The sequence below is a fragment of the Pseudomonas sp. GD03842 genome, assembly GCF_029841165.1.
In the GTDB taxonomy this organism is placed as follows: Bacteria; Pseudomonadota; Gammaproteobacteria; order Pseudomonadales; family Pseudomonadaceae; genus Aquipseudomonas.
The window spans coordinates 341493-363276 of sequence record NZ_JAOCEA010000002.1; the positions used below are offsets into that span (position 1 = coordinate 341493).

A 21784-nucleotide genomic window follows, 5' to 3' on the forward strand; every position below is an offset into this window, starting at 1 on the left:
GCGCAGGGTTGAGGCCTTCAACAGGAGTTTCGAGGATGGACAGCAATGCGACTCCCCGCTCACAGCAGGTCGCCGATGTCGTCAGTGAGCGCATTGAACGCCTGATCGTCGACGGCGTCTTGAAGGTGGGCCAATTGTTGCCCTCCGAACGGCGACTTACTGAAAAGCTCGGTGTGTCTCGGACCGCGCTGCGCGAAGGGCTCAAGTTGTTACGGGCCCGAGGCATCATCGAAACCCGTCACGGGCAGGGCTCGTTTGTCGCGCAGATGGGCGGACTGGGGGTGACGGCCACGTCGCCGCTGATGCATCTGTTCGCCTCCCAGCCACGCACGCTGTATGACCTTTTCGAGGTGCGCAGCTTGTTGGAAGGAGAGTCCGCACGGCTGGCGGCATTGCGAGGCACCGACGCCGACTTCGTGCTGATCTCCCGCGCCTACCAAGCGCTGGTGGCGGCTCACGGCCACGAACTGTCCGCCTCCGAGCACGCGCGCCTCGATCATGCCTTCCACTTGGCGATCTGCGAGGCTTCACACAACCCGGTGTTGGTGCAAACCCTGCGATCGCTGACCGATCTGCTTCTCAACACCGTGTTCGCTTCGGTCAACAACCTGTATCACCGCGAGGCACAGAAACGTCAGATCGACCGCCATCATGCCCGGCTCTACAACGCGGTCACCGGCAGGTTGCCGGAACAAGCGCGCAAGGCCGCCGTCGCGCACATCCAGAGTATCTGCGAGAGCCTGCGGGAAATCGAAAACGAAGAGCAGCGGCTGGTGAGGGCCACCCTGCGGCTGGAGGGCTGGGCCTGAGGCCAGTCCGCCCCCAGGCTCGGTCGTCCTGCTTGACTCCGGATGGCGGATCATTCACTTTGTTACGCATTGCGTAAGTCGTTTACGAAGAATAAAAACAACAGGGCCTGGCCGTGGACCTCTACACCTATTACCGATCGACTTCCAGCTATCGCGTCCGTATCGCCTTGGCATTGAAAGGGCTGGAGATCAACGCCGTGCCTATCAACCTGATCCGCGAGGGGGGCGAACACCGCAAGCCGGATTATCTGGCGATCAACCCTCAAGGACGCGTTCCCGCCCTGCGCACCGACGCTGGCGACGTCATCATTCAATCGATGGCCATCATCGAATACCTCGAAGAGCGTTATCCTTCGTTTCCCTTGCTGCCTGATGATTTGCCCGCGCGGGCGAGGCACCGAGCGGTTGCCGCATTGATCGGCTGCGACATCCACCCGCTTCACAACGTGGCCGTGCTCAACCGATTACGCGGCCTGGGCCATGATGAAGGCGATGTGGCAGCCTGGATTGGCCATTGGATCCGCGAGGGCTTCAACGCCGTTGAAGCGTGGATTGGCGATCAAGGTTTCTGCTTCGGTGACGTGGGCCTGGCGGATGTGTACCTGCTGCCGCAGCTGTACGCCGCCCGTCGGTTCAATGTCGTACTGGACGCCTTCCCGCGCATCTTGCGGGTCGAGGCGCTGGCCTTGCAGCACCCCGCCTTCAAGACAGCGCATCCCGATGCGCAAGCCGACAAGCCGGAGTAAGCTTTCCCACATGAAAAGCTTCGGCTTGCAATTGATCTTCGGCGACTACCTCGCCCGCAGCGTTCGGGGGATTCCCTGCGCGCCGCCTGCCGAACAGTGACGCGACGTTAACGCCTTTCACTTTTCAGCAGGAGCAAGACCATGACCGATCTCTATGAAAATCCCATGGGTCTGATGGGTTTCGAATTCATCGAATTCGCCTCGCCAACCCCCAACACGCTGGAGCCGGTGTTCCAGATGATGGGTTTCACCCGGGTTGCCCAGCACCGTTCAAAAAACGTGGCCTTGTATCGCCAGGGCGCGATCAACATCATCCTCAACAACGAGCCTCACAGCGAGGCGTCCTATTTCGCTGCCGAACACGGCCCGTCCGTCTGCGGGATGGCCTTTCGTGTCAGGGATTCTCAGCAGGCCTACAAGCGCGCGCTGGCGCTGGGCGCGCAACCCATCGAGATTGCCACCGGCCCCATGGAGCTGCGCCTGCCCGCGATCAAGGGCATAGGTGGCGCGCCGCTTTACCTGATCGACCGTTTTGGCGAGGGCACGTCGATCTATGACATCGACTTCGTGTTCATCGACGGGGTCGACCGCCATCCGAAAGGCGCAGGGCTGGAATTCATCGACCATTTGACCCACAACGTTTACCGCGGGCGCATGGCGTATTGGGCGAACTTCTACGAGAAACTGTTCAATTTCCGTGAGATCCGCTATTTCGACATCAAGGGCGAATACACCGGGCTGACGTCCAAGGCGATGACCGCACCCGACGGCATGATCCGCATTCCGCTCAACGAAGAATCATCGAAGGGCGCAGGGCAGATCGAAGAATTCCTCATGCAGTTCAACGGTGAAGGCATCCAGCACGTGGCGTTCTTCACCGAAGACCTGATCGATACCTGGGACCGACTGAAAGCCTTGGGCATGCGCTTCATGACGGCACCGCCCGACACGTATTACGAAATGCTCGAGGGCCGTTTGCCAAACCACGGCGAACCCGAAGAGGCCTTGAAAGCCCGCGGCATCCTGCTGGATGGCACTTCGGAAGGGGGCAACAAGCGCCTCTTGCTGCAGATTTTCTCCGAGACGCTGATGGGGCCGGTGTTCTTCGAATTCATCCAGCGCAAAGGCGATGATGGCTTTGGCGAAGGCAACTTCAAGGCGCTGTTCGAATCCATCGAGCGGGATCAACTGCGGCGCGGGGTGTTGACGGTCGATTGAGTCCTTTCTAGAGGACAGGATTGGCCCATGGCCGGAGCCGTGCGGGATGGCGCGGCTCCGGCTCACGCCGCGCGCTGGCCCTTTGAGCGGCTCCTGGTCGCAGCATTGCCTTGGACGGTGCAGGGGAGTGTTCAGCGCCGGGGCATTTCTCCGCCCATCCGCGCGCTGATCGTCCGCGCTGTTTCCAGCAGCTTCTGCGCGGCGTGCGCCTGACGTTCGTCGGTGAGCACCGACGCCGAGCCCACCACCGTCACCACGCCCACCAGCTTGTCGCCCATTGCGAACACCGGGGATGACACGGCGTTGACGCCCGCCATCAACAAGCCCTGAATCTGATGCACGCCCGTGGTACGGATGTCCTCGAGATGCCGATCGATCACCTTCAGTTGTTTCGTGGTCAGGGCCGTTGATTCCACGGCGCGCAGCGCAGCGGTTTCCGCTGGGGAAAGGAAGGCATCGAACACCAGGCCGGTCGAGGAGTGGAGCAATGGCAGTACCGAGCCGATTTGCGTCACCAGCGTCACCGCGCCCAGGGATTGCTCGACATACACCACGGTCGGGCCTTTGTTGCCCCATACCGCCAGGAAACAGGTTTCGTTGATGTCATCGCGCAGCGCAATCAGCTCCGGGGCACTGATTTTCAGCACATCGAGCTGGCTCAGCGCCGCCAGGCCCACCTGCAGCGCCGAACGGCCCAGGCGGTAGTGATTGGTGGCTGGGTCTTGCTCGGCGAACCCGCTGTCCACCAGCGCCTGCAGGTAGCGATGCACTTTGCTCGCCGGCATCTCGACGTAATCGGCCAGCCGCGACAGCGAAGTTGCCGGTGCCAACTCGGCCAGGGCCTTGAGAATGCCGACGCCCACTTCGGCAGATTGCACTTTCTGCTGGCGGGGGACTGCAGCGTTTGAGGAATCGTCTGTCATGGGCCAAGGCGTCGGTCTGAAAAGGCTGCTTTATAGCTTGACCAAGGCAGGAACTCAAATTACGTTATTCGTAATTCGATTACGAATAACGGTATGACCTTCGGTGCGGTCGGTGGTCGCCGTCTCCATAAGAACAAGAGGTTCAGATGTCCACAGCACACGCACCCGAGGCGTTGCGGTATCAATCCGGCTTCGGCAACCAATTCTCCAGCGAAGCCGTTTCCGGTGCGCTGCCTGCGGGGCAGAACTCACCCCAACGGCATCCCCTCGGCCTCTACGCCGAACAGTTTTCCGGTACGGCGTTCACGGTCCCGCGCGCCGAAGCACGGCGCACCTGGCTCTACCGGATTCAGCCTTCCGCAGCCCATCCGGCATTCCGACGCCTGGAACGCCAGATCACTGGCTTGCAGCAAGGCCCCATCACGCCCAACCGCCTGCGCTGGAACGCCTTCGATATCCCGAGCGAGCCCACGGACTTCATCGATGGCTTGATTGCCTTGGCCAGTACATCGGCGGCGGATCAGGCCGAGGGCGTCAGCGTGTATGTCTACACCGCCAATCAGTCCATGCAGCGCGCGTGTTTCAATGCCGACGGCGAATGGCTGATCGTTCCCCAGCAGGGCCGGCTGCGGTTGATCACGGAACTGGGCCGATTGGACATCGAGCCGCAGCAGATTGCCGTCATTCCCCGGGGGCTGAAATTCAGCGTTCACCTGCTCGACCAGCAGGCTCGGGGTTACCTCTGTGAAAACCACGGCTGTGCCTTGCGCCTGCCCGATCTGGGGCCCATCGGCAGCAACGGACTGGCCAATCCCAGGGACTTCAAAGTGCCTGTCGCGCATTTCGAGACGCGAGAGCAGCCCACGCTGCTGGTGCAGAAGTTCTTAGGCGAACTCTGGGCGACGCAACTGGCGCACAGCCCCTTCGATGTCGTGGCCTGGCATGGCAACAACGTGCCCTACAGCTATGACCTGCGCCTGTTCAACACCTTGGGCACCGTGAGTTACGACCATCCGGACCCTTCGATTTTCACCGTGCTGACCTCCCCAAGCGCCATCCACGGCCAGGCCAACGTCGATTTCGTGATCTTTCCGCCGCGTTGGATGGTGGCCGAAAACACGTTCAGGCCGCCGTGGTTCCACCGCAACCTGATGAACGAATTCATGGGCCTGATCGACGGCGCCTACGACGCCAAGGCCGAAGGCTTCATGCCGGGCGGCGCCTCGCTGCACAACTGCATGAGTGCCCACGGCCCGGACAACGCCACGGCCCAGAAAGCGATGGCCGCTGAACTCAAGCCGCACAAGATCGAGCAGACCATGGCCTTCATGTTCGAAACCGGCAAGGTGTTGCGCCCCAGCCGCTATGCGCTGGAATGCCCACAACTGCAAAGCGATTACGATGCCTGCTGGAACGGCATCGCCCACGCCTTCCAACCTCTTGATACGGACAGCCCACGATGAGCACTTCCCATCACCCGCGCAGTTGGGTGACGTCAGCCAACGGTCACCCCGATTTTCCTCTGCAGAACCTGCCGTTCGGCGTTTTCAATCGCCCCGGTGGCAGCCGTCGAGGAGGGGTGGCCATCGGTGATTTCGTTCTTGACTTGCAGGTTGCCTACGAGACGGGGCAATTCAAGGGGGAAGCGCGAGTGGCCGCGGAAGCGGCGCGCAAGGGGCAGCTCAACGCGTTTTTCGCGCTGGATGCAACCTCGCGCCAGGCGCTGCGCGCGGAGCTGTTCAATCTTCTGGCGGAGGGCAGCCCGCAGCAGCAAGCCTTGCAATTGCTGGGTGATGCCCTGCTGGTGCCCATGGGGGAGTGCCGCATGCATGTGCCCGCCCACGTGGGCGATTACACGGATTTCTACGTGGGCATCCATCACGCGACCAACGTCGGCAAGCTGTTCCGCCCGGACAATCCCCTTTTGCCGAACTACAAGTATGTGCCGATCGCTTATCACGGCCGCGCTTCGACGTTGTGTGTGTCGGGCACGGCCGTCAAACGTCCCAGCGGGCAGACGCTCCCGCCGGGCGCCGAGGTGCCGACGTTCGGCCCCTGCAAGCGTCTGGACTACGAGTTGGAAGTGGGCGTATGGATGGGGCCGGGAAACGCGGTGGGCGAATCGATCGGCATCGCAGAGGCGGGCCAGCGCGTGGTCGGTTTCTGCCTGCTCAACGACTGGTCGGCGCGGGACCTGCAGGCCTGGGAATATCAGCCGTTGGGCCCCTTCCTGTCGAAAAGCTTCGCCACCAGCCTTTCACCCTGGGTGGTCATGGCCGAAGCGCTGGCGCCTTTTCGCCGTGCGCAACCCAAGCGTCCCGAGGGCGATCCGCAGCCACTGCCTTACCTGTTCGACGAACAGGATCAGGCTCACGGCGCGCTGGATATCGAGCTGGAGGTGCTGTTGCAGACCGCGAGGATGAAAGAGCAGGGCATCGGGGCTCATCGTCTGGCGGTCAGCAATACGCTGAACATGTACTGGACCGTGGCGCAAATGGTGGCTCATCACAGCGTCAACGGGTGTCAATTGCAACCGGGAGATCTGTTCGGCACTGGCACCTTGTCCGGTCCGCAGGTCGGTCAATTCGGCAGCCTGTTGGAGATGACCGAAGGCGGGAAACATGCGATCGAGTTGCCGAGCGGCGAAACCCGCACCTTCCTCCTGGCAGGCGATGAGATCATTCTCAGGGCCCGCTGCCGCAAGGAAGGGGAAGTGAGTATCGGCTTTGGTGAGTGCCGAGGCGTGATCGTGGACTGACGGTCGTCCTTGTGCGGCCCTAGCGTCCTGCGCTTGGCAGGACGCTAGGGCTGCCACGGGTGGCTCCCCGTGACGATTCTTACGAAAAGCCTTCCAGCAGCGATCCACTCCTGGCCAGGAACCGGCCTTGGCGTTCGCCTTGCGGTTTGCCGTCGGCATAGCTCAATCGACCGTTGACCCAGACCCCGTCAATGCCCTCGGCTGCCCGTTTCGGCGCCTTGAAATCCGCCACGTCGCGCACGGTGTGCGGATTGAACAGCACCAGGTCCGCCCAGTACCCTTCACGCACGAACCCTCGCTCATGCAGACCGAAGCGGGTGGCCGTGAGCCCGGTCATCTTGTGGATCGCCCGGTGCAGCGGGAACAATCCCAGATCCCGGCTGAAGTGGCCCAGCACCCGTGGAAAGGCCCCCCACAGCCTGGGATGCGGGAAAGGGTCTTCCGGCAAGCCGTCCGACCCGATCATCGACAGCGGGTGTTTGAGGATGTTCTGCACGTCCCGTTCATCCATGCCGTAGTACACCGCGCCCGCCGGTTGCAGTCGCCGAGCGGCTTCCAGCAATGAAAGCCCCCAGTCGGCGGCGATGGCCTGCAGGTCGCGTCCGCTCTGGTCCGGGTGCGGCGTCGACCAGGTGATGGTGATGGGAAATGCATCGGTGACCTGTTTCAAATCCAGGGTCGATGAACTGGCCGCGTAGGGGTAGCAATCGCAGCCCACAGCTTGGTGCCGGGCGGCTTCCTCCAGCGAGGCGAGCAATTGCGGACTGCGCCCCCAATTGCCCGCCCCGGCGCATTTGAGGTGAGAGATCACCACCGGCGAGCGGGCGTGGCGAGCGATGTCGAAGGCTTCGTCCATGGCCTCCAGCACGGGTTCGAATTCGCTACGCAAATGGGTGGTGTACACCGCCCCGAAGGCCGTCAATTCTTCGGCCAGTTGCTTGACTTCATCGGTTTGCGCCGAGTAGGCCGTGGCATAAGCGAGGCCGGTTGACAGCCCTAGCGCGCCAGCTTCAAGGCTCTCGCGCAGTTGTGCACGCATGGCCGTGATTTCCGCTGGGCGCGCCGTGCGAAACAGATCGTCCAAGTGATTGCTGCGAAGGGCGGTGTGGCCAATCAACGCCGCGACATTGACCGCCGGGCGCGCGGCGTCGACGGCGTTTCGATAGTCGCTGAAGCGGGGGTAGACGAACGCCTGGGCCGGGCCGAGCAGGTTCATCGGATCGGGCGGGTCACCGGCCAGTGTGACCGGTGAGGCGCTGATACCACAATTGCCGACGATCACCGTGGTCACCCCCTGCGTGATCTTCGGCAGCATGGCGGGATGACGGATCACTACGGTGTCGTCATGGGTGTGCACGTCGATGAAACCTGGCGCCAGGACACGGCCAGCGGCGTTGATTTCTTCGCTGGCCGAGACGCCGCTCAGGTCACCGATGCGCTGGATGCGCCCCTCACGGACCGCCACATCGGCACGCACGCCGGGGGTGTCGCTGCCATCGATCACCAGCGCGTCACGAATGATCAGGTCATACAGCATGGTCAATCTCCAAGCGGCAGGCCATCGTCACCGCCGCGGTAGTCGTCGAGGGCCAGCTTGATCCGACGCAGCCGTTCCTGGTTGTCATCCGGAGCGTTCAACGCCAATTCAGTGGCCAGCACATCGACAGTGAGCAGCATCCCATAGCGGGCTGCCGTCGGTTTATAGATGAAGTTGGTTTCGGCGATCTGCAGCGGGAGCAGCACGTCGGCCAGCGCGGCCAGCGGCGAACCGGGAAGGGTGATCGCCACGACCTTCGTGCCGTAGCTGCGCGCCATTGCCACGGCTTCCAGCAGCTCCGGGGGCAGGCCACTCAAGGAACAGACGATGAGGCAGTGATCAGGGCCGAGGGTCGCCGCGATCAGGCGCATCATCACCGGGTCGCGGCATGCGGCAATCGGATAACCGAGGCGCACGAGGCGGGTCTGCAATTCTTCGCTGCACAGGCTCGAACAACCGCCCATGCCAAAGCTGTGGGTCATGCGCGCTGGGGTGAGCAGCGCAACGGCCGCTTTGAACCGCGCATCGTCGAAACCCGCCAGGTGTTGGCGCAGCGTCGATTCGATGTCGCCGACGATCTGGCTGAAGAACGCCGCTTGCTCTGGCGCCTGTTCGGGCTTGAGAAAGCGACTGCCCACGCCGCTGGCCTGGGCCAGTTGCAGGCGTAGGTCGCGCAGGTCCCGGCAGCCCACTGTGCGGGCGAAGCGCGACAGCGTAGCGCTGCTGACCTCGGCGCGCGCGGCCAATTCGTCGAGGCTGGCGCTTGCCGAGAACGCCACGTCGCTGAGGATCAGCCTGGCGATTCGGCCCTCACCGGCACTGAAAGCGTCCTGGCGGGCGCGGATCTGATACAGGATGTCCACGTCAGAGCACCTGGGCCAGACCGAGGGTGAAGAGGAACGCGATCACAGAAATCAGTGTTTCGAGCACGGTCCAGGTTTTGAAGGTCTGTGCCACGGTCATGTTGAAGTACTCCTTGATCAGCCAGAATCCGCCGTCGTTGACGTGGGAAAAGATCACCGACCCGGCGCCGGTGGCGAGCACCAGCAGTTCAGGATGCGGATAGCCGAGGCCCATCGCGACCGGGGCGACGATGCCGGAAGCCGTGGTCATGGCCACGGTCGCGGAACCCGTGGCGACGCGCATCAACGCAGCGAACAGCCAGCCCATGAGCAGGGGGGAGAGGTGGAAGTCCTGCGCCAGACCGACGATTTCCTGCGTTACGCCGCTGTCCACCAGAATCCGATTCAGACCGCCCCCGGCGCCCACCAGCAGGGTGATGCTGGCGGTGGGGGCGAGGCATTCCTGAGTGAATTTCAAGATGGCATCACGGTTGAAGCCCTGCGCGATACCCAGCGTCCAGAAGCTTAGCAAGGTCGCCAGAAGCAGAGCGATCACCGAGTTACCGATGAACAGCAAGAGACTGTTCAGCGCGCTGCCGGGAGCCGCGATCAGGTTGGCCCACCCTCCGAGCAGCATCAGGATCACAGGCAGCAGGATGGTCGCCATGGTGATGGCGAAGCCGGGCAACCGCTGGCGCGGTTCACGGTCCAGGAATTGCCGGGCAAGTGGGTTTTCATCCGGCAGATGGATGTGCGGCACGATGAATTTTGCGTACACCGGCCCGGCGATGATCGCCGTCGGAATACCAATGAGGATGGCGTAGAACAGCGTTTGCCCCACCGACGCCTGATACGCCTGGACCGCCAGCATGGCCGCCGGATGCGGTGGGACCAGTGCATGCACCACCGATAGGCCGGCGACCATTGGCAGGCCGACCATCAGAATTGAAACCCCGACGCGACGCGCCACGGTGAAGGCAATGGGCACCAGCAACACGAACCCGACTTCGAAAAACAGCGGCAAACCCACGAGAAAAGCGATGCAGACCATGGCCCAGTGAGCGTTGCGTTCGCCGAAGCGATCGATCAGCGTCCGGGCCACCTGTTCGGCACCGCCGGACTCGGCCATCATTTTGCCGAGCATCGTGCCCAGCGCGACCACTAGCGCGATGTGGCCGAGGGTTTTGCCGACGCCGCCTTCATAAGAGGCCACCACCGAGGTTGCAGGCATGCCAGCGACCAGCGCCAGGCCGACAGACACCAAGGTAATGACGACGAAGGGGTTCAAACGGAAACGGGCGATCAGCACGATCAGTGCGATGATCGCGACCGCGGCGTAAATCAACAGCGACAAGCCGGTAGACGGAGGCATGCAACAGGTCCTTGCAGAGAGTTGAAAGGGCGGGCAGGGCAATGACCGGTGTCAGTGCGGGTCCAGCCCTGCGATGAAAACAGTCTCGGCAGTGGGTGTCGCAAACGGTGTGCGGGATAAGGTCGAAGTTGACGGGCAGCAATCACACGCAGGCATTGTTGTTATCTCTGGTTTCGTGATGAAAATAAAACTACACGAAAACGCATGCATGTATCAATTTATGAAAATTATTTTCTCTGAGCGTCGTCGGATAGCGTATTGCGCTCGTATCCGGCTTTCATGCCGCAGGGCAGCCCTCGTCCGCTAACTGGCGCTGAACCGCTCCCGGTACGCCTGCGGCGTCACGGATACTGTCCGCAGAAAGCTCCGGCGCAAGGTTTCTTCGGTACCGAAGCCACAGCGGTCGGCGATCCGCTTGATCGGCAACGCACTGTCACCCAAGAGGCGTCGTGCGGCCTCCACCCGGAGTTGTTCGATCGCGCGAGCGGGTGTGTTGCCGGTGTGGGCTCGGTAGTGGCGCACGAAGCTGCGTTCGCTCATGCCCACCTTGGCGGCAAGGGTCGCCACCGAAAGGTCACTGGCCAGGTTGTCGAGGATCCAGGCGTGCAGATCGCCGAAGCGGCTGTCCTGGCTTCGCGTGGCGTGTTGCATGGACAGCGCCGTGCTGAACTGCGACTGCCCCCCGGGCCGTTTGAGGAACACCACCAAGTCCCTCGCCACTGCCAAAGCGACCGCGCGCCCCAGATCCGCTTCCACCAGCGCCAGGGCCAGGTCGATGCCTGCCGTGACCCCTGCGGAAGTCCACAGCGCCCCCTCGTTGATGAAGATGGGTTCGGGGTCGACCTGCAACGCGGGGTAACGTTGTGCCAATTCCGTGCAACTGTCCCAGTGCGTGACCACGCGGTGGCCGTCCAGCACGCCGGCTTCGGCCAGCAGAAACGCCCCCGTGCACACGGACGCTACGCGACGCGCGCTGAGCGCATGAGCCTTTACCCACGTGAGCAGGGCTTCATCCCGCAACGCCTGGTGCACGCCCCAGCCACCGGCGACGATCAAGGTGTCCGACGGCGTTGTCGGCAAGGGATGGGTCAGCAGCCCCAGGCCCGCCGAGGACACCACGCTGCCATCCTCTCGGCCGATCACCGCAGGGGAATAGGGTGCAGGCAACCCGTGCTCGGCCGCGTGGACGTTCGCCGACGCGAACACCTGCAACGGCCCGGTGACGTCGAGCAACTGCACATTGGGAAATGCCAGGATATGGACGGGGCGCGAGGTTGAAGTCATGGCCGCTCTCAAAACAAGTTGGCGTGAAGTGTGGGCTCGATGGCGTATGCGCCAAAGCCTACCGGGCTACAGTGGCTTCGTCCATTGACGCATTCACCTCGCAAAGGAGCGACGCTTATGACCCTGCACATCGGTTTGCTTGTCTTCCCCAAGGTCCAGCAACTCGACCTCACCGGGCCTTACGATGTTTTCGCCAGCATGCCGGGCGTGACCGTGCACCTGGTCTGGAAAACGCTGGATCCGGTGTCGTCGAGCACCGGTCTGGGCTTGCAACCGACCATCACGTTCAACGACTGCCCCGATCTGGATGTGATCTGTGTGCCCGGCGGTGTCGGTATCGATGCTCTGCTCGAGGACGCTGAAACCCTGGCCTTCATCAGGCAACAGGCGCACAACGCGCAATACGTGACGTCGGTTTGTACGGGGGCACTGGTACTGGGTGCCGCAGGGCTGTTGAAAGGCAAGCGCGCGACCACGCATTGGGCCTCGCACGGACTGCTGGCGTCATTCGGTGCGATTCCGGTCAAGGACCGGGTCGTGCGCGATGGCAACCTGATGACGGGGGGCGGTGTGACGGCGGGTATCGACTTTGCCCTGACGCTGATCGCTGAGCTGTTCGACCCGGAACAGGCGCAGGCGATTCAGTTGCAAATCGAATACGCCCCGGCACCGCCGTTCGACGCTGGACGCCCCGACACCGCCCCCGCACCGGTGCTGGAGATGGCCAGGACGCGGGCCGCGCCGGGTTTGCAGAAACGCCGGGAGTTCGTGGCCCGGGTGGTGGGCGGCACGCGCTAAGCGGCAGGCGAGGCCGGAATTTCGTACCAGCAGAGGAACAGGTCCAGCGCGGATTCAATCACCGCAGCCTGTTTCTCGGGCGTGAGCAGGGGTTCGTTGAGGGTGACCTGCGGCCAGAAAGCGAACGCCTTGAGCAAGGCGTGGATCTGCGACGCAGCGAAGCCCGGCTCGACGGCTTTCAGGCGGCCATCCTGCTGCGCGCCGCGCACCCAAACAGTGAAGGTTTCTTCCCGCTGATTGAGGCGGTTCACCCAGACCTGTGCCCGCTCCGGCGAATGAATGGTGGCACCGATGGCCACCCGCGCCAGGTCGATGAACGTGCTCTGGGCGAGTGTTTTCATTTTTGCGTCGAGCAATTCGCGCAATTGATCGCGTAGCGGAACACCCGGACGATAGGTCGCGTCCGGCTGCGCCTCGGCGCTGGCCCACAGGCGGTGGAGCATTTCCGAAAACAGCTCTTCCTTGCTCGGAAAATGGTTGTACACGGTGCGTTTCGAGACTTCCGCGCGAGCAGCGATGCGGTCCATGCTGGTGACCTCGAAACCGTTGTCGCGGAATTCGGCAATCGCTGCCTGAACGATGGATTCGCGTTTTCGGTCGGTGAGTCGCTGAGGGGCAGTCATGGCTTCGCTTCTAAAGTGGGTGCAGTCACGCGGGTGCTGGCTTGTCAGTCGTCAGCAGGAAAATTACACCGGGCAGTTTACTTCCCTTTGGGATTCGTGCAAGCTAGAAACTACACTGTGTAGTGTAAAAGGCTGTTACAACTTCTCGCTTACCTCGTCGCGTCTTTTGCAACATTCTGTGAAGCGCTCGCCGCTGCAGAAACCTCCACCCGTTTCATGGAGTCAGCACCTCATGGCCTCGATCGAAAAAAACCTCGATAACGCATCTTCGTTGCCGGTCCTTTCCCGGGAGGAGGGGCGGTACCGCAATCATAAGCCGATGCAGCGTGGGGGTCTGCTCAAGACACTGCGCATCTTCTGGAACGCCATGGTCAACAAGCCTCGCCACACGCGCCCCGTCGGTGAGATCCCTGTCCAGCCGCTGTCGCGACAGCAACTGCTGGCCGCACCGAACAACACGGTGTACCGCCTCGGGCATTCGACGGTCCTGCTGAAACTGCGTGACCAGTATTTCATCACCGATCCCGTGTTCGCCGAGCGCGCCTCGCCCGTTCAATGGGCCGGGCCTCAACGTTTCCACCAGCCGCCGATCAGCCTGGCCGATTTGCCGCCGCTCAAGGCTGTGATTCTCTCCCATAACCATTACGACCATCTGGATCACATGAGCATTCAGGTGCTCAAGGACAAAGCCGAGCATTTCATCGCGCCACTGGGCGTGGGCGATACCTTGATCGGATGGGGCGTGCCGGCGGCCAAGGTTCGCCAACTCAATTGGTGGGAGGCTACTGACATCCACGGCATTCGTTTCGTCGCCACGCCGGCGCAGCATTTTTCCGGGCGTAGCCTGCGCGACGGCAACCAGACCCTTTGGTGTTCATGGGTGATGATCGACGGCGCGCAGCGAATTTTCTTCAGCGGAGACACGGGCTATCACGCGGGCTTCAAATCGATCGGCGAGCAGTACGGCCCGTTCGACCTGACGCTGATGGAGACCGGCGCCTATAACGTGGAATGGCCTGACGTGCACATGCAGCCGGAAGAAACACTGCAAGCGCACATCGATGTCCGCGGCAAGTGGCTGCTTCCCATCCACAATGGCACCTTCGACCTGGCGATGCATGCGTGGCACGAACCGTTCGACCGCATCCTGGCGCTGGCCTGGGACCGGAACGTTTCCATCACCACCCCCGAAATGGGGCAGCCGTTCTACCTGCAGTACCCGAGCCGGGGCGAGGCGTGGTGGATGAAGGTTGAAAAGGTCGTCGACGCGCACACAACCCGCCGTCCCAAGCGACGCTGCAACCGTCAACCCGCGGCCAGCCGATGACCGCCTGACGCGGGATCAGGGCTTGTCCTGGTTCTGATCCTCGCGCGTATCGCCTTCATTTTCGTGTCCAGGGTGGCGCGGCTGTTCGCCTTGCTGATTGGCTCTTTTATGAGGTTCGCCGACTTTTCCGGCGTTTTCAGGCGTATGCCCCAGGTCTTCGCGATTTGATTCATCTGCCATTTCAGGTGCTCCATTGCCGGTCTATCGGCTCATTGACTCGTTGTGTGGATCAACATCAGCGCTTCTTCCTTGAACAGCGGTCGCTTCAGGCGCTCGGCCAGCATCGCCATTTCGCGTTCACGTTCGCAGCCGACGACCGCTGACACGCTGCCCTGTTTACAGATCAGCGCCAGGAAATCGAAAGCCTCCGGGTCGCCGAGGTAGACGATGTCGTCCCACGCGTCGGCGTGCCCCAGGTAATCCAGGCGCTTTTCAAAGTGGTAGGTCCAGAAATAGGGTACGTCGTGGTAATGCTGCTTGACGCCCAGCATATTGCTGGCCGCGATGCGCGCTTGCTGCTGTGCCAGCCGCCAGTGTTCGATACGTTTGGGCTGGCCAGCGAGAGGGAACGTCGCCACGTCACCTGCAGCCCATAGATCCTTGCCCACCTGCATGCTCGCGTCGACGCTCAGCGAGCCATCCTGTTCCCGCTGGATGCCGTCCACGAATTGGGTGGCTGGCGTCACCCCGATGCCGATCAGCGCCAGGTCAATCGGCAGCCGCTCGCCATTGCTCAACACGGCCAGGTCGAGGCGGTCAGGGGCCTGGCCTTCGAAGCGGCTCACCTCCACATGGGTGCGGAACAAGACGCCGTGCTGCTCGTGCAAGGCCCGGAGGGCTTTACCGATCCGCTCTCCCCAAAGCTTCACGAACGGAACCTCATGGCGTGCCAGCACCGTCACGTCGACACCGTGCTTGCGCAGCGCCGAAGCGGCCTCCAGGCCAATGAAGCTGTCGCCCACGATCAGCGCGTGACTGCCTGGTTGGGCGGCGGCGAGGATTTTATCGGCGTCATCGCGACAACGGAGGGTCAGTACTTGCGGCAGGTCGGCACCGATCAAAGGGAGCGCTCGAGGCTCGGCACCGGTGGTGATCAGTGCCGAGTCGTAGTCGATGCGCCGACCGTCGGTCAGGGTCAGGCGTTTGTTGATCCCGTCCAGCTTCATGACCTCGCCCTCGATGCGTTCGATACGGTGTGCCGAGTAAAAGGCCTCCTCGCGCAACGGCGGCGTTTCGTCGGGGCGCATGTCCGCGGCGATCACGAATTTGCTCAGGGCGGTCCGGTCATACCCTGGTGCGCTTTCCCGGTCGATCAGTTGCAGCCGTCCATTGAAACCCATCTCGCGGAGCGCGCAAGCAGCGGCGGTTCCCGCAGCCCCGGCCCCGATGATCACGAAGCAGCGCTCATCCTCGGGCAGGGTCCTCGGCGTCACGTCGAACGCCTGGTCATCGACGTGGATCTGACCGTCGATCACCTCGGTGCGGTAGCGGGTTAAGGCGTCCAGCGCGGGCGGCTCGCACAAATGCCCATCGGAAACCGCAAACTCTGCCTTATGCCAGGGACAAATCAGATGACCATTGCACACCGCGCCGTCGGCCAATGGCGCCCCGGCATGGGGGCATTGGGCCTGGTAGGCCCGAACGTCCTGGCCATGACGTACCAATACCACTTTTTTTTCACCCGCCTCGACCTCCATCCCGCGATCCGCTGGGAGGTCGGCCAGGCGGGCCACTCGATGCATGGGCATGCGCTTATTCTCCCGAGGTTTATGCTGGGAGTCGGATCCCGGTGAAGAGGTTCAGCCCATCTGCCGAGCGTCATACGATGCGCCTTGCGCCCAAGGGCTTACAACGGGACAGGGGTTGCCGAGTTCAGCCCGTCACCGGACCAGCCCCAGCCGTTCATGCCACTGGGCGATGGATTCTTCCGGATAGTGGTCGAAGCGCTGGTCTTTAGGCCCTGCTTGGACTTCCACCCAGGAGGCCTTCGAATCCAACAGCAGATGGGTGTGTTCCGGCGGCGTGGGCAGCGGCGTGTCGATGGCCGAGGCGAAAGGGTGGATCAAGTCCGGCCATTCCGGGCTGAACAGCCAGAGGCCGCTGCCGCAGCGTTTGCAGAAGTGCCGTTGCGCACTGCTGGTATGAACCTCGTTGTGTTCACTGTCGCGCATTTTTGCGTGGTAGATCGCAATGTTGTCCTTGCCCTTGATGGTCAGACTGTTGGCGTCGCCGCCGAGGTTGATCGCATAGCCCCCACCGCCTTGCGTCTTGCGACAGATCGAGCAATAGCAGCGTTGATAGGGGTAGGGGTGGGCGCAGGTCAGGCTGAACGCCACGGCGCCACAATGACACGAACCTTCCAGATGCATGGGTGACCTCCCGTTTGGAAGCTAGGGGCTTTCAGGTCTAGACCGTTTTGATGCGCAGGGTTCGATGTTTTGTCGAACGGTCGTTCGATCCTTCGACAGGTGCTGCTAAAAGGATTCATCTCATTCGCTTGCCTGCACCTGTCGTTGGCTAGCATGATGCGACCCGACCAATAATTCCTGGCGGGCCGTACCTGCCGAGCAGAAAGGTGACAAGCAATGGATGACGTGAATCGCGGTTTCAGCAGTTGGTTGCGCTCCCCCGGGCACCAGGCCTGGCTGGCGCAGGAGGGCCACCGGTTGTTGGGCTTCGCCAGAGCTGCGAAGACGGCACAAGGCTTCGGCAACCTGGACGACCAAGGACGGCTGCCTGCCGATGCGATCGCCGAAACCATGAACACCGCGCGCATGACCCACAGCTTCGCCCTGGCCCATATCGATGGCATTCCAGGGTGCGCCGAGTGGGTGGACCATGGCGTGGCCGCGCTCGCCGGCCCCTTGCGCGATGCCGAGCAGGGCGGCTGGTTCGCCAAACCCTTGAACGAGGGGGGGGAGACCGGCAAAGCCGCTTACCTGCATGCTTTCGTCGCTTTGGCCGCGTCCTCTGCCGTCGTGGCCCAGCGGCCCGGTGCCCAGGCGTTGCTGGAGCAAGCGATTCAGGTCATCACCACGCATTTCTGGAGCGAAGAGGAGGGCGCGATGCGCGAGTCCTTCGCCCGCGACTGGCGCGATGAAGAGGCTTACCGGGGCGCGAACAGCAACATGCACAGCACCGAAGCCTTTCTGGCGCTGGCGGACGTCACCGGGGATGCCCGCTGGCTGGACCGAGCATTACGGATCGTGGAGCGCGTGATTCACCAGCATGCGGCCGGCAATGATCATCAGGTGATCGAGCATTTCACCCAGCAGTGGCAACCGGTTGCGGAATACAACGTGGACAAGCCGGACGATGGCTTCCGCCCCTACGGCACCACGCCCGGCCATGCTTTCGAATGGGCGCGGCTGGTGCTGCATCTCGAAGCCGCCCGACAGAAGGCCGGGCTGGACGCGCCGTCATGGCTGCTGGAAGACGCGCGTCGGTTGTTCGAGAACGCCTGCCGCTATGGCTGGAACGTGGACGGTGCGCCCGGCATCGTCTACACCCTCGACTGGCAGAATCGCCCAGTGGTGCGCCATCGTCTGCACTGGACCCATGCCGAAGCCGCCGCAGCGGCGGCCGCGCTGTTGCAGCGCACCGGCGAGCCGGCCTATGAAACCTGGTACCGCACCTTCTGGGACTTCATCGACACCCGGTTCATCGACCGTGTGGACGGCAGTTGGCGACATGAACTGAACCCGCAGAATGAGCCGAGCGCTGACATCTGGCCAGGCAAGCCAGACCTTTACCATGCGTATCAGGCCACGCTGCTGCCGGTCTTGCCCCTGGCGAAAAGTCTGGCGACCGCGCTGGCGCGGGTGGATTGAACGGGACCGCAGGAAAGGTCAGCGTCGCCGAAGCCCTGGCCCTCAGGCCAAGCGCTGCGACACGCGAATCACCTGGCGGGCGATGTAAGCGCCCGTGACGATCACTCCGAACAGCCGCAAGGTCTGCATGGCCAGGACGAAGCCGACGTCCGAATGGGTGTCGATGGCGATGATCGCCATCGCATCCAGGCCACCCGGGCTCGTGGCCAGGTACACCGAGAGAAAATCCTTGCCCATCATCTCGGCGATGACCCACGCAGAGAGCGCACAGAGCACGATCAGGATCATCGCGCTGCAGATCATCGCGGGCAGACGACGCCAGACGTACTGGATGGTTGCGCGGTCAAAGCGCAAGCCGATGTAACTGCCGATTGCCCCGTAGGCAATCGCCAGCAGCCAAGTGGGCATGACGATCTGGAAAACGCCGCTCAACTGCAAGGCCCCACCCAGTAACAAGGGCACCAACAGCGCCCCGGCTGGAACGCGGCTGCCCAACGCAACGCCGACCACGATCACCAGCAGGCTCAACCCGAGGTTCAGCAAGTCGACGCCGTGCAGCCAGGCGTCGGTACTGTGGGCCGCCGTGCCTCCTGCATCGGCGCCAATCAGGCGGCTGACCAGTGCACCCACCATCACCACACACACCACTCGCACGTACTGCATCGTCGCCACGACCCGGGAGTCTGCGCCGTAGTCCTCGGACATCGCGACCATCGCCGACGCCGCCCCCGGCGATGTGCCCCAGGCGGCCGTGCTGCTTTGAATGCCGCCCCAGCGCGCCAGGCCAATGCCCACCCCTGCACTCAGCGCGACCGTCAGCAAGGTGGCGAATACCATCACATGCCAGGACTGCATGGCCGTGAGCAGCACGCTCATGGTCATCGAGTGGGCCACCAGCACACCGACCGCGCCTTGCCCGAGGCGGAAAACGTGTTTGTTCAGGCGGATCGACGCGCCCGCCACGCCAAAACCGATCGCCACCAGCATTGGCCCCAGAAACAGGGCGGCGGGCACCTGGAAGAATTTGAACAGTTGGCCAGCGCCGCCGGCGAGGACGATCAGCAGGCACCATTGCACCTGCGGGGATAGCGCATCGAGGGAAAATGAAGAGGAGCGCGACAACGAGGATCTCCAGAGCATGGGCTGCTTCCTGAGGGAGGGGTGTCCGATGCCCGGAATTATCGACAGTGCAATCAATCAAGTCTATTTTCTAATAATCATGAATTGATAACTTTGGTTGATATATGGACCTGCGTGACCTGACCTATTTTGAAACCATCGCTGAACTGGGGCATCTGGGCCGGGCCGCGGAAAAACTCAATCGCAGCCAGCCTGCGCTGACCAAAAGCATTCAGCGCCTTGAAGAGTCGTTCGGCACCAAGCTGTTCCAGCGTGACGGGCGACGGATCAAACTGACCCCCGTGGGCGAGTTGCTGCAGGCGCGGGGTAAGGTGTTGCAGCAAAGCATCGCCCAGACCCAGCGAGAGGTGAGGGATTTCGCCAGCGGCGCGGTCGGGGAGATTCGCCTGGGCTGTGCCTCGACCATGGCCGAGTACCTGCTGCCCGAACTGACCGATGCGCTGCTCAAGCGCTCGCCGGACATCACCCTGAAACTGGTGATCGGTCAGGACGACATGCTCCGGGAACAGCTGCGCTCCGGGCATCTGGACATGATCATTTGCGCCCAGCGCAGCGTCGAGGACGAATTCGCCGCGTACCCGATCCTGACCGACGAGGCCGTGGTGATCGCCAGTCGCAATCACCCCATCTTCAAGGCGCCATTCGAGATGAGCGACCTGTGCAAGTACCGCTGGGTATTGCCACCCCCCGGCGTTTCTTCGCGCATTCTGGTTGACGAGGCCTTCGCCCGTCATAACCTTCCCCTGCCTGTGGTGCAGATCGAAGCCAATTCCATTTCGCTGCTGCCTCGTCTCATCGCGCAGACCAGCCTACTGAGTTTCATCGCCCGGGAAACTCTGGAGTATGGCAAGAACATGCAATACCTGCGGGAAGTGCCGCTCGACAGCACCACCATGACCCGGACCATCTGCGTCATTCTTCGCCGGGAGGGTTACCTTTCACCCGCCGCCCACGCCATGGTGCAGATGCTGCGTGAGAACGGCAGCGCGTTTTTCAACTGGGTGTGATGGCACCGGATTCTGGGGTAGCCTTGAAACGTTCTGAATCGTCTGGAGACACCGACTATGCATGCACAGCCTTACCCGAGCACCGCGTCCCGTTATTTGATGAGTGAGGTCGATCAACACTTCGGCGGCGACCAGTCGCCCCTCAATGATTCGGACGCCGACGAAGAGACCGATCCAGGCGAACTGGACCTGGCTGATCTGGGGCTCGACGAGTTCGCCGATGGGGACAAGCTGGATATCGGCTCGGCGACATTGGGGTAGGCGCTGTGAGCTCAGGAGCCCGATCCCGTGTGGCGCTGCGCCGCTCGTCGCACTCCTTCATTCGGGCGGCCTTGAAGCCTTGGCGCCGTGCTTGCCCGGGTCAGCTTTGCTAAATTCCCCTCCTGACACCTCGCGCCTCTGCGAGGTGCCTGATCCCAGTGTTGAATCCGGAACCTTTCATGCCAAAGAAAACAGGCAGGTCGGCCGACCCTGCGTCGCCGCCCGAGCCGAAAAAGTCGGCCAGTCTGACGCTGATCGATGTCGCCCAAGTGGCGGGTGTGTCGCCCATGACCGTGTCCAGGGCGCTGAGTCGTCCGGATCTGGTCAGTGAGCAGACCCGAGAAAAAGTCATGACGGCGGTGCGCAAGACCGGGTATGTGCCCAACATGCTGGCCGGGAGCCTGGCGAGCAACAAGAGCCGCCTGGTCGCGATCTTCCTGCCCACCATTGCCAACTCCATTTTCGCCGACACGGTGCAGGCGCTCATGGACCGGTTGACTCAAGCCGGCTACCAGACCCTGCTGGGGCTGACCGGTTATGACGCCGAACAGGAAGAAAAGCTTTTGGAAGCTGTGCTGGGACGTCGACCTGACGGCATCGTGCTGACCGGTACGTTGCACACGGAGTCGAGCCGCACGCGTTTGGCTCAGGCCGGGATTCCGGTGGTCGAGGCTTGGGACTTGAGCGAGGATCCCATCGACATGCTGGTGGGCTTCTCTCACGAAAAGGTCGGTGAGGCCACGGCCCGGCACTTGCTGAGCAAGGGCTACAGGCGTTTTTCCATCGTGTCCATTGGCGACCCGCGGGGCCTGCGTCGCTGCAACAGCCTGATCGCCGAGTTGAGGCAACACGGCATCGACACGGTGCCGATGCAAGTCCTGGCGCCGCCCGCGACGTTGCAGGTGGGGCGCGAAGGCTTGGCCGGGTTGCTCGACCGGGGTGTTGCCACCGACGTGGTGGTGTGCAGCTCCGACACGGTCGCGCAGGGCGTGCTGGCGGAAGCGGCAAGCCGTGGCTTGCGGGTGCCCGAGGACCTGGCAGTGATGGGCTTCGGCGACCTGAGCAGCGCGGCGCAGGTCCATCCGGCGTTGTCGACGGTGAAGGTTGATGGCAACCGGATCGGTCTGCAGGTAGCGCAAGCCCTGCTGGATCGGTTCAACGCACCTAACGACAGCGCCCGTCCGGTTCGCGTCGACACCGGTTTCACCCTGATCGATCGCGCCAGTACCTGATCTCACCCTCCGGTCAGAGGGATAAACCGACGCGCGACGGGTTGAATGATTGCGCAATCAGTGTAGTATTTCCTCCG

General features: G+C 62.5%; 21 protein-coding genes. 11 read left to right on the top strand and 10 right to left on the bottom strand.

Annotated elements, in window-relative coordinates; genetic code table 11:
• Positions 1-35 precede the first annotated feature (35 nt).
• The 3 genes from glcC (at position 36) to hppD (ending at position 2773) form a co-directional block, all read left to right on the top strand.
• Positions 36-809, top strand: coding sequence for a transcriptional regulator GlcC (gene glcC / locus N5D61_RS04060; protein WP_108238352.1), 774 nt, complete (start codon positions 36-38; stop codon positions 807-809).
• A 113-nt stretch (positions 810-922) separates the two neighbouring features.
• Complete coding sequence (gene maiA / locus N5D61_RS04065) at positions 923-1555, top strand: maleylacetoacetate isomerase (protein ID WP_279890974.1); 633 nt, start codon at positions 923-925, stop codon at positions 1553-1555.
• Positions 1556-1696: 141 nt separating this feature from the next.
• Complete coding sequence (gene hppD / locus N5D61_RS04070; RefSeq protein ID WP_108238350.1) at positions 1697-2773, top strand: 4-hydroxyphenylpyruvate dioxygenase; 1077 nt, start codon at positions 1697-1699, stop codon at positions 2771-2773.
• Between the two features lie 131 nt (positions 2774-2904).
• Here hppD and N5D61_RS04075 read toward each other — a convergent pair whose 3' ends face one another.
• On the bottom strand, positions 2905-3696 hold the full coding sequence (locus N5D61_RS04075) for an IclR family transcriptional regulator (protein ID WP_108238349.1): 792 nt from the start codon (positions 3694-3696) through the stop codon (positions 2905-2907).
• A 146-nt stretch (positions 3697-3842) separates the two neighbouring features.
• Between N5D61_RS04075 and hmgA the strand changes: the two genes are divergently transcribed.
• Both hmgA and fahA read left to right on the top strand, forming a co-directional pair.
• Positions 3843-5159 (top strand): homogentisate 1,2-dioxygenase, encoded by a 1317-nt coding sequence (hmgA, locus tag N5D61_RS04080; protein ID WP_279890976.1) that lies wholly within the window; start codon positions 3843-3845, stop codon positions 5157-5159.
• Positions 5156-6454: a fumarylacetoacetase gene (fahA, locus tag N5D61_RS04085; protein ID WP_108238347.1), complete on the top strand. Its 1299-nt coding sequence runs from the start codon at positions 5156-5158 to the stop codon at positions 6452-6454. Before hmgA ends, fahA begins: the two co-directional genes overlap by 4 nt.
• A gap of 79 nt (positions 6455-6533) precedes the next feature.
• On the opposite strand, the gene N5D61_RS04090 is transcribed toward fahA, so the two are convergent.
• The 4 genes from N5D61_RS04090 to N5D61_RS04105 form a co-directional block, all read right to left on the bottom strand.
• Positions 6534-7991 (bottom strand): D-aminoacylase, encoded by a 1458-nt coding sequence (locus N5D61_RS04090; protein WP_279890977.1) that lies wholly within the window; start codon positions 7989-7991, stop codon positions 6534-6536.
• Between the two features lie 2 nt (positions 7992-7993).
• Entirely contained in the window at positions 7994-8854 is an 861-nt protein-coding gene (locus N5D61_RS04095) for a MurR/RpiR family transcriptional regulator (RefSeq protein ID WP_279890979.1), read from the bottom strand.
• A 1-nt stretch (position 8855) separates the two neighbouring features.
• Positions 8856-10205: a gluconate:H+ symporter gene (locus N5D61_RS04100; protein ID WP_108238344.1), complete on the bottom strand. Its 1350-nt coding sequence runs from the start codon at positions 10203-10205 to the stop codon at positions 8856-8858.
• Positions 10206-10508: 303 nt separating this feature from the next.
• Entirely contained in the window at positions 10509-11489 is a 981-nt protein-coding gene (locus N5D61_RS04105) for a helix-turn-helix domain-containing protein (RefSeq protein WP_279890981.1), read from the bottom strand.
• A gap of 117 nt (positions 11490-11606) precedes the next feature.
• Here N5D61_RS04105 and N5D61_RS04110 point away from each other — a divergent pair, with 117 nt between their 5' ends.
• Positions 11607-12287: a DJ-1/PfpI family protein gene (locus N5D61_RS04110; protein ID WP_279890982.1), complete on the top strand. Its 681-nt coding sequence runs from the start codon at positions 11607-11609 to the stop codon at positions 12285-12287.
• On the opposite strand, the gene N5D61_RS04115 is transcribed toward N5D61_RS04110, so the two are convergent.
• Positions 12284-12910: a TetR/AcrR family transcriptional regulator gene (locus tag N5D61_RS04115; RefSeq protein WP_108238341.1), complete on the bottom strand. Its 627-nt coding sequence runs from the start codon at positions 12908-12910 to the stop codon at positions 12284-12286. The genes N5D61_RS04110 and N5D61_RS04115 overlap by 4 nt on opposite strands.
• A gap of 232 nt (positions 12911-13142) precedes the next feature.
• On the opposite strand from N5D61_RS04115, the gene N5D61_RS04120 reads away from it, so the two are divergent.
• Complete coding sequence (locus tag N5D61_RS04120; RefSeq protein ID WP_108238340.1) at positions 13143-14237, top strand: MBL fold metallo-hydrolase; 1095 nt, start codon at positions 13143-13145, stop codon at positions 14235-14237.
• Here the strand turns inward: N5D61_RS04120 and N5D61_RS04125 are convergent.
• The 3 genes from N5D61_RS04125 to N5D61_RS04135 all read right to left on the bottom strand — a co-directional run bounded on the left by N5D61_RS04125 (position 14216) and on the right by N5D61_RS04135 (position 16606).
• Entirely contained in the window at positions 14216-14431 is a 216-nt protein-coding gene (locus tag N5D61_RS04125) for a hypothetical protein (RefSeq protein WP_279891136.1), read from the bottom strand. The two genes, N5D61_RS04120 and N5D61_RS04125, sit on opposite strands and share 22 nt — an antisense overlap.
• Positions 14432-14446: 15 nt before the next feature.
• A complete protein-coding gene (locus tag N5D61_RS04130) occupies positions 14447-15985 on the bottom strand; it encodes an FAD-dependent oxidoreductase (RefSeq protein WP_279890983.1) in 1539 nt (512 codons plus the stop codon).
• Positions 15986-16117: 132 nt separating this feature from the next.
• Positions 16118-16606: a GFA family protein gene (locus N5D61_RS04135; RefSeq protein WP_279890984.1), complete on the bottom strand. Its 489-nt coding sequence runs from the start codon at positions 16604-16606 to the stop codon at positions 16118-16120.
• A 216-nt stretch (positions 16607-16822) separates the two neighbouring features.
• Between N5D61_RS04135 and N5D61_RS04140 the strand changes: the two genes are divergently transcribed.
• Positions 16823-18067 carry an AGE family epimerase/isomerase gene (locus N5D61_RS04140; protein ID WP_279890985.1) on the top strand — a complete coding sequence of 415 codons (1245 nt, stop codon included), beginning with the start codon at positions 16823-16825 and terminating at the stop codon, positions 18065-18067.
• Between the two features lie 42 nt (positions 18068-18109).
• Here the strand turns inward: N5D61_RS04140 and N5D61_RS04145 are convergent, their stop codons facing one another.
• Entirely contained in the window at positions 18110-19189 is a 1080-nt protein-coding gene (locus tag N5D61_RS04145) for an AbrB family transcriptional regulator (RefSeq protein WP_108238473.1), read from the bottom strand.
• Between the two features lie 122 nt (positions 19190-19311).
• Here N5D61_RS04145 and N5D61_RS04150 point away from each other — a divergent pair, with 122 nt between their 5' ends.
• The 3 genes from N5D61_RS04150 (at position 19312) to N5D61_RS04160 (ending at position 21707) form a co-directional block, all read left to right on the top strand.
• On the top strand, positions 19312-20214 hold the full coding sequence (locus N5D61_RS04150; RefSeq protein WP_108238336.1) for a LysR family transcriptional regulator: 903 nt from the start codon (positions 19312-19314) through the stop codon (positions 20212-20214).
• A gap of 57 nt (positions 20215-20271) precedes the next feature.
• A complete protein-coding gene (locus tag N5D61_RS04155) occupies positions 20272-20475 on the top strand; it encodes a hypothetical protein (RefSeq protein WP_279890986.1) in 204 nt (67 codons plus the stop codon).
• A 179-nt stretch (positions 20476-20654) separates the two neighbouring features.
• A complete protein-coding gene (locus N5D61_RS04160) occupies positions 20655-21707 on the top strand; it encodes a LacI family DNA-binding transcriptional regulator (RefSeq protein WP_279890987.1) in 1053 nt (350 codons plus the stop codon).
• Positions 21708-21784: the final 77 nt, after the last annotated feature.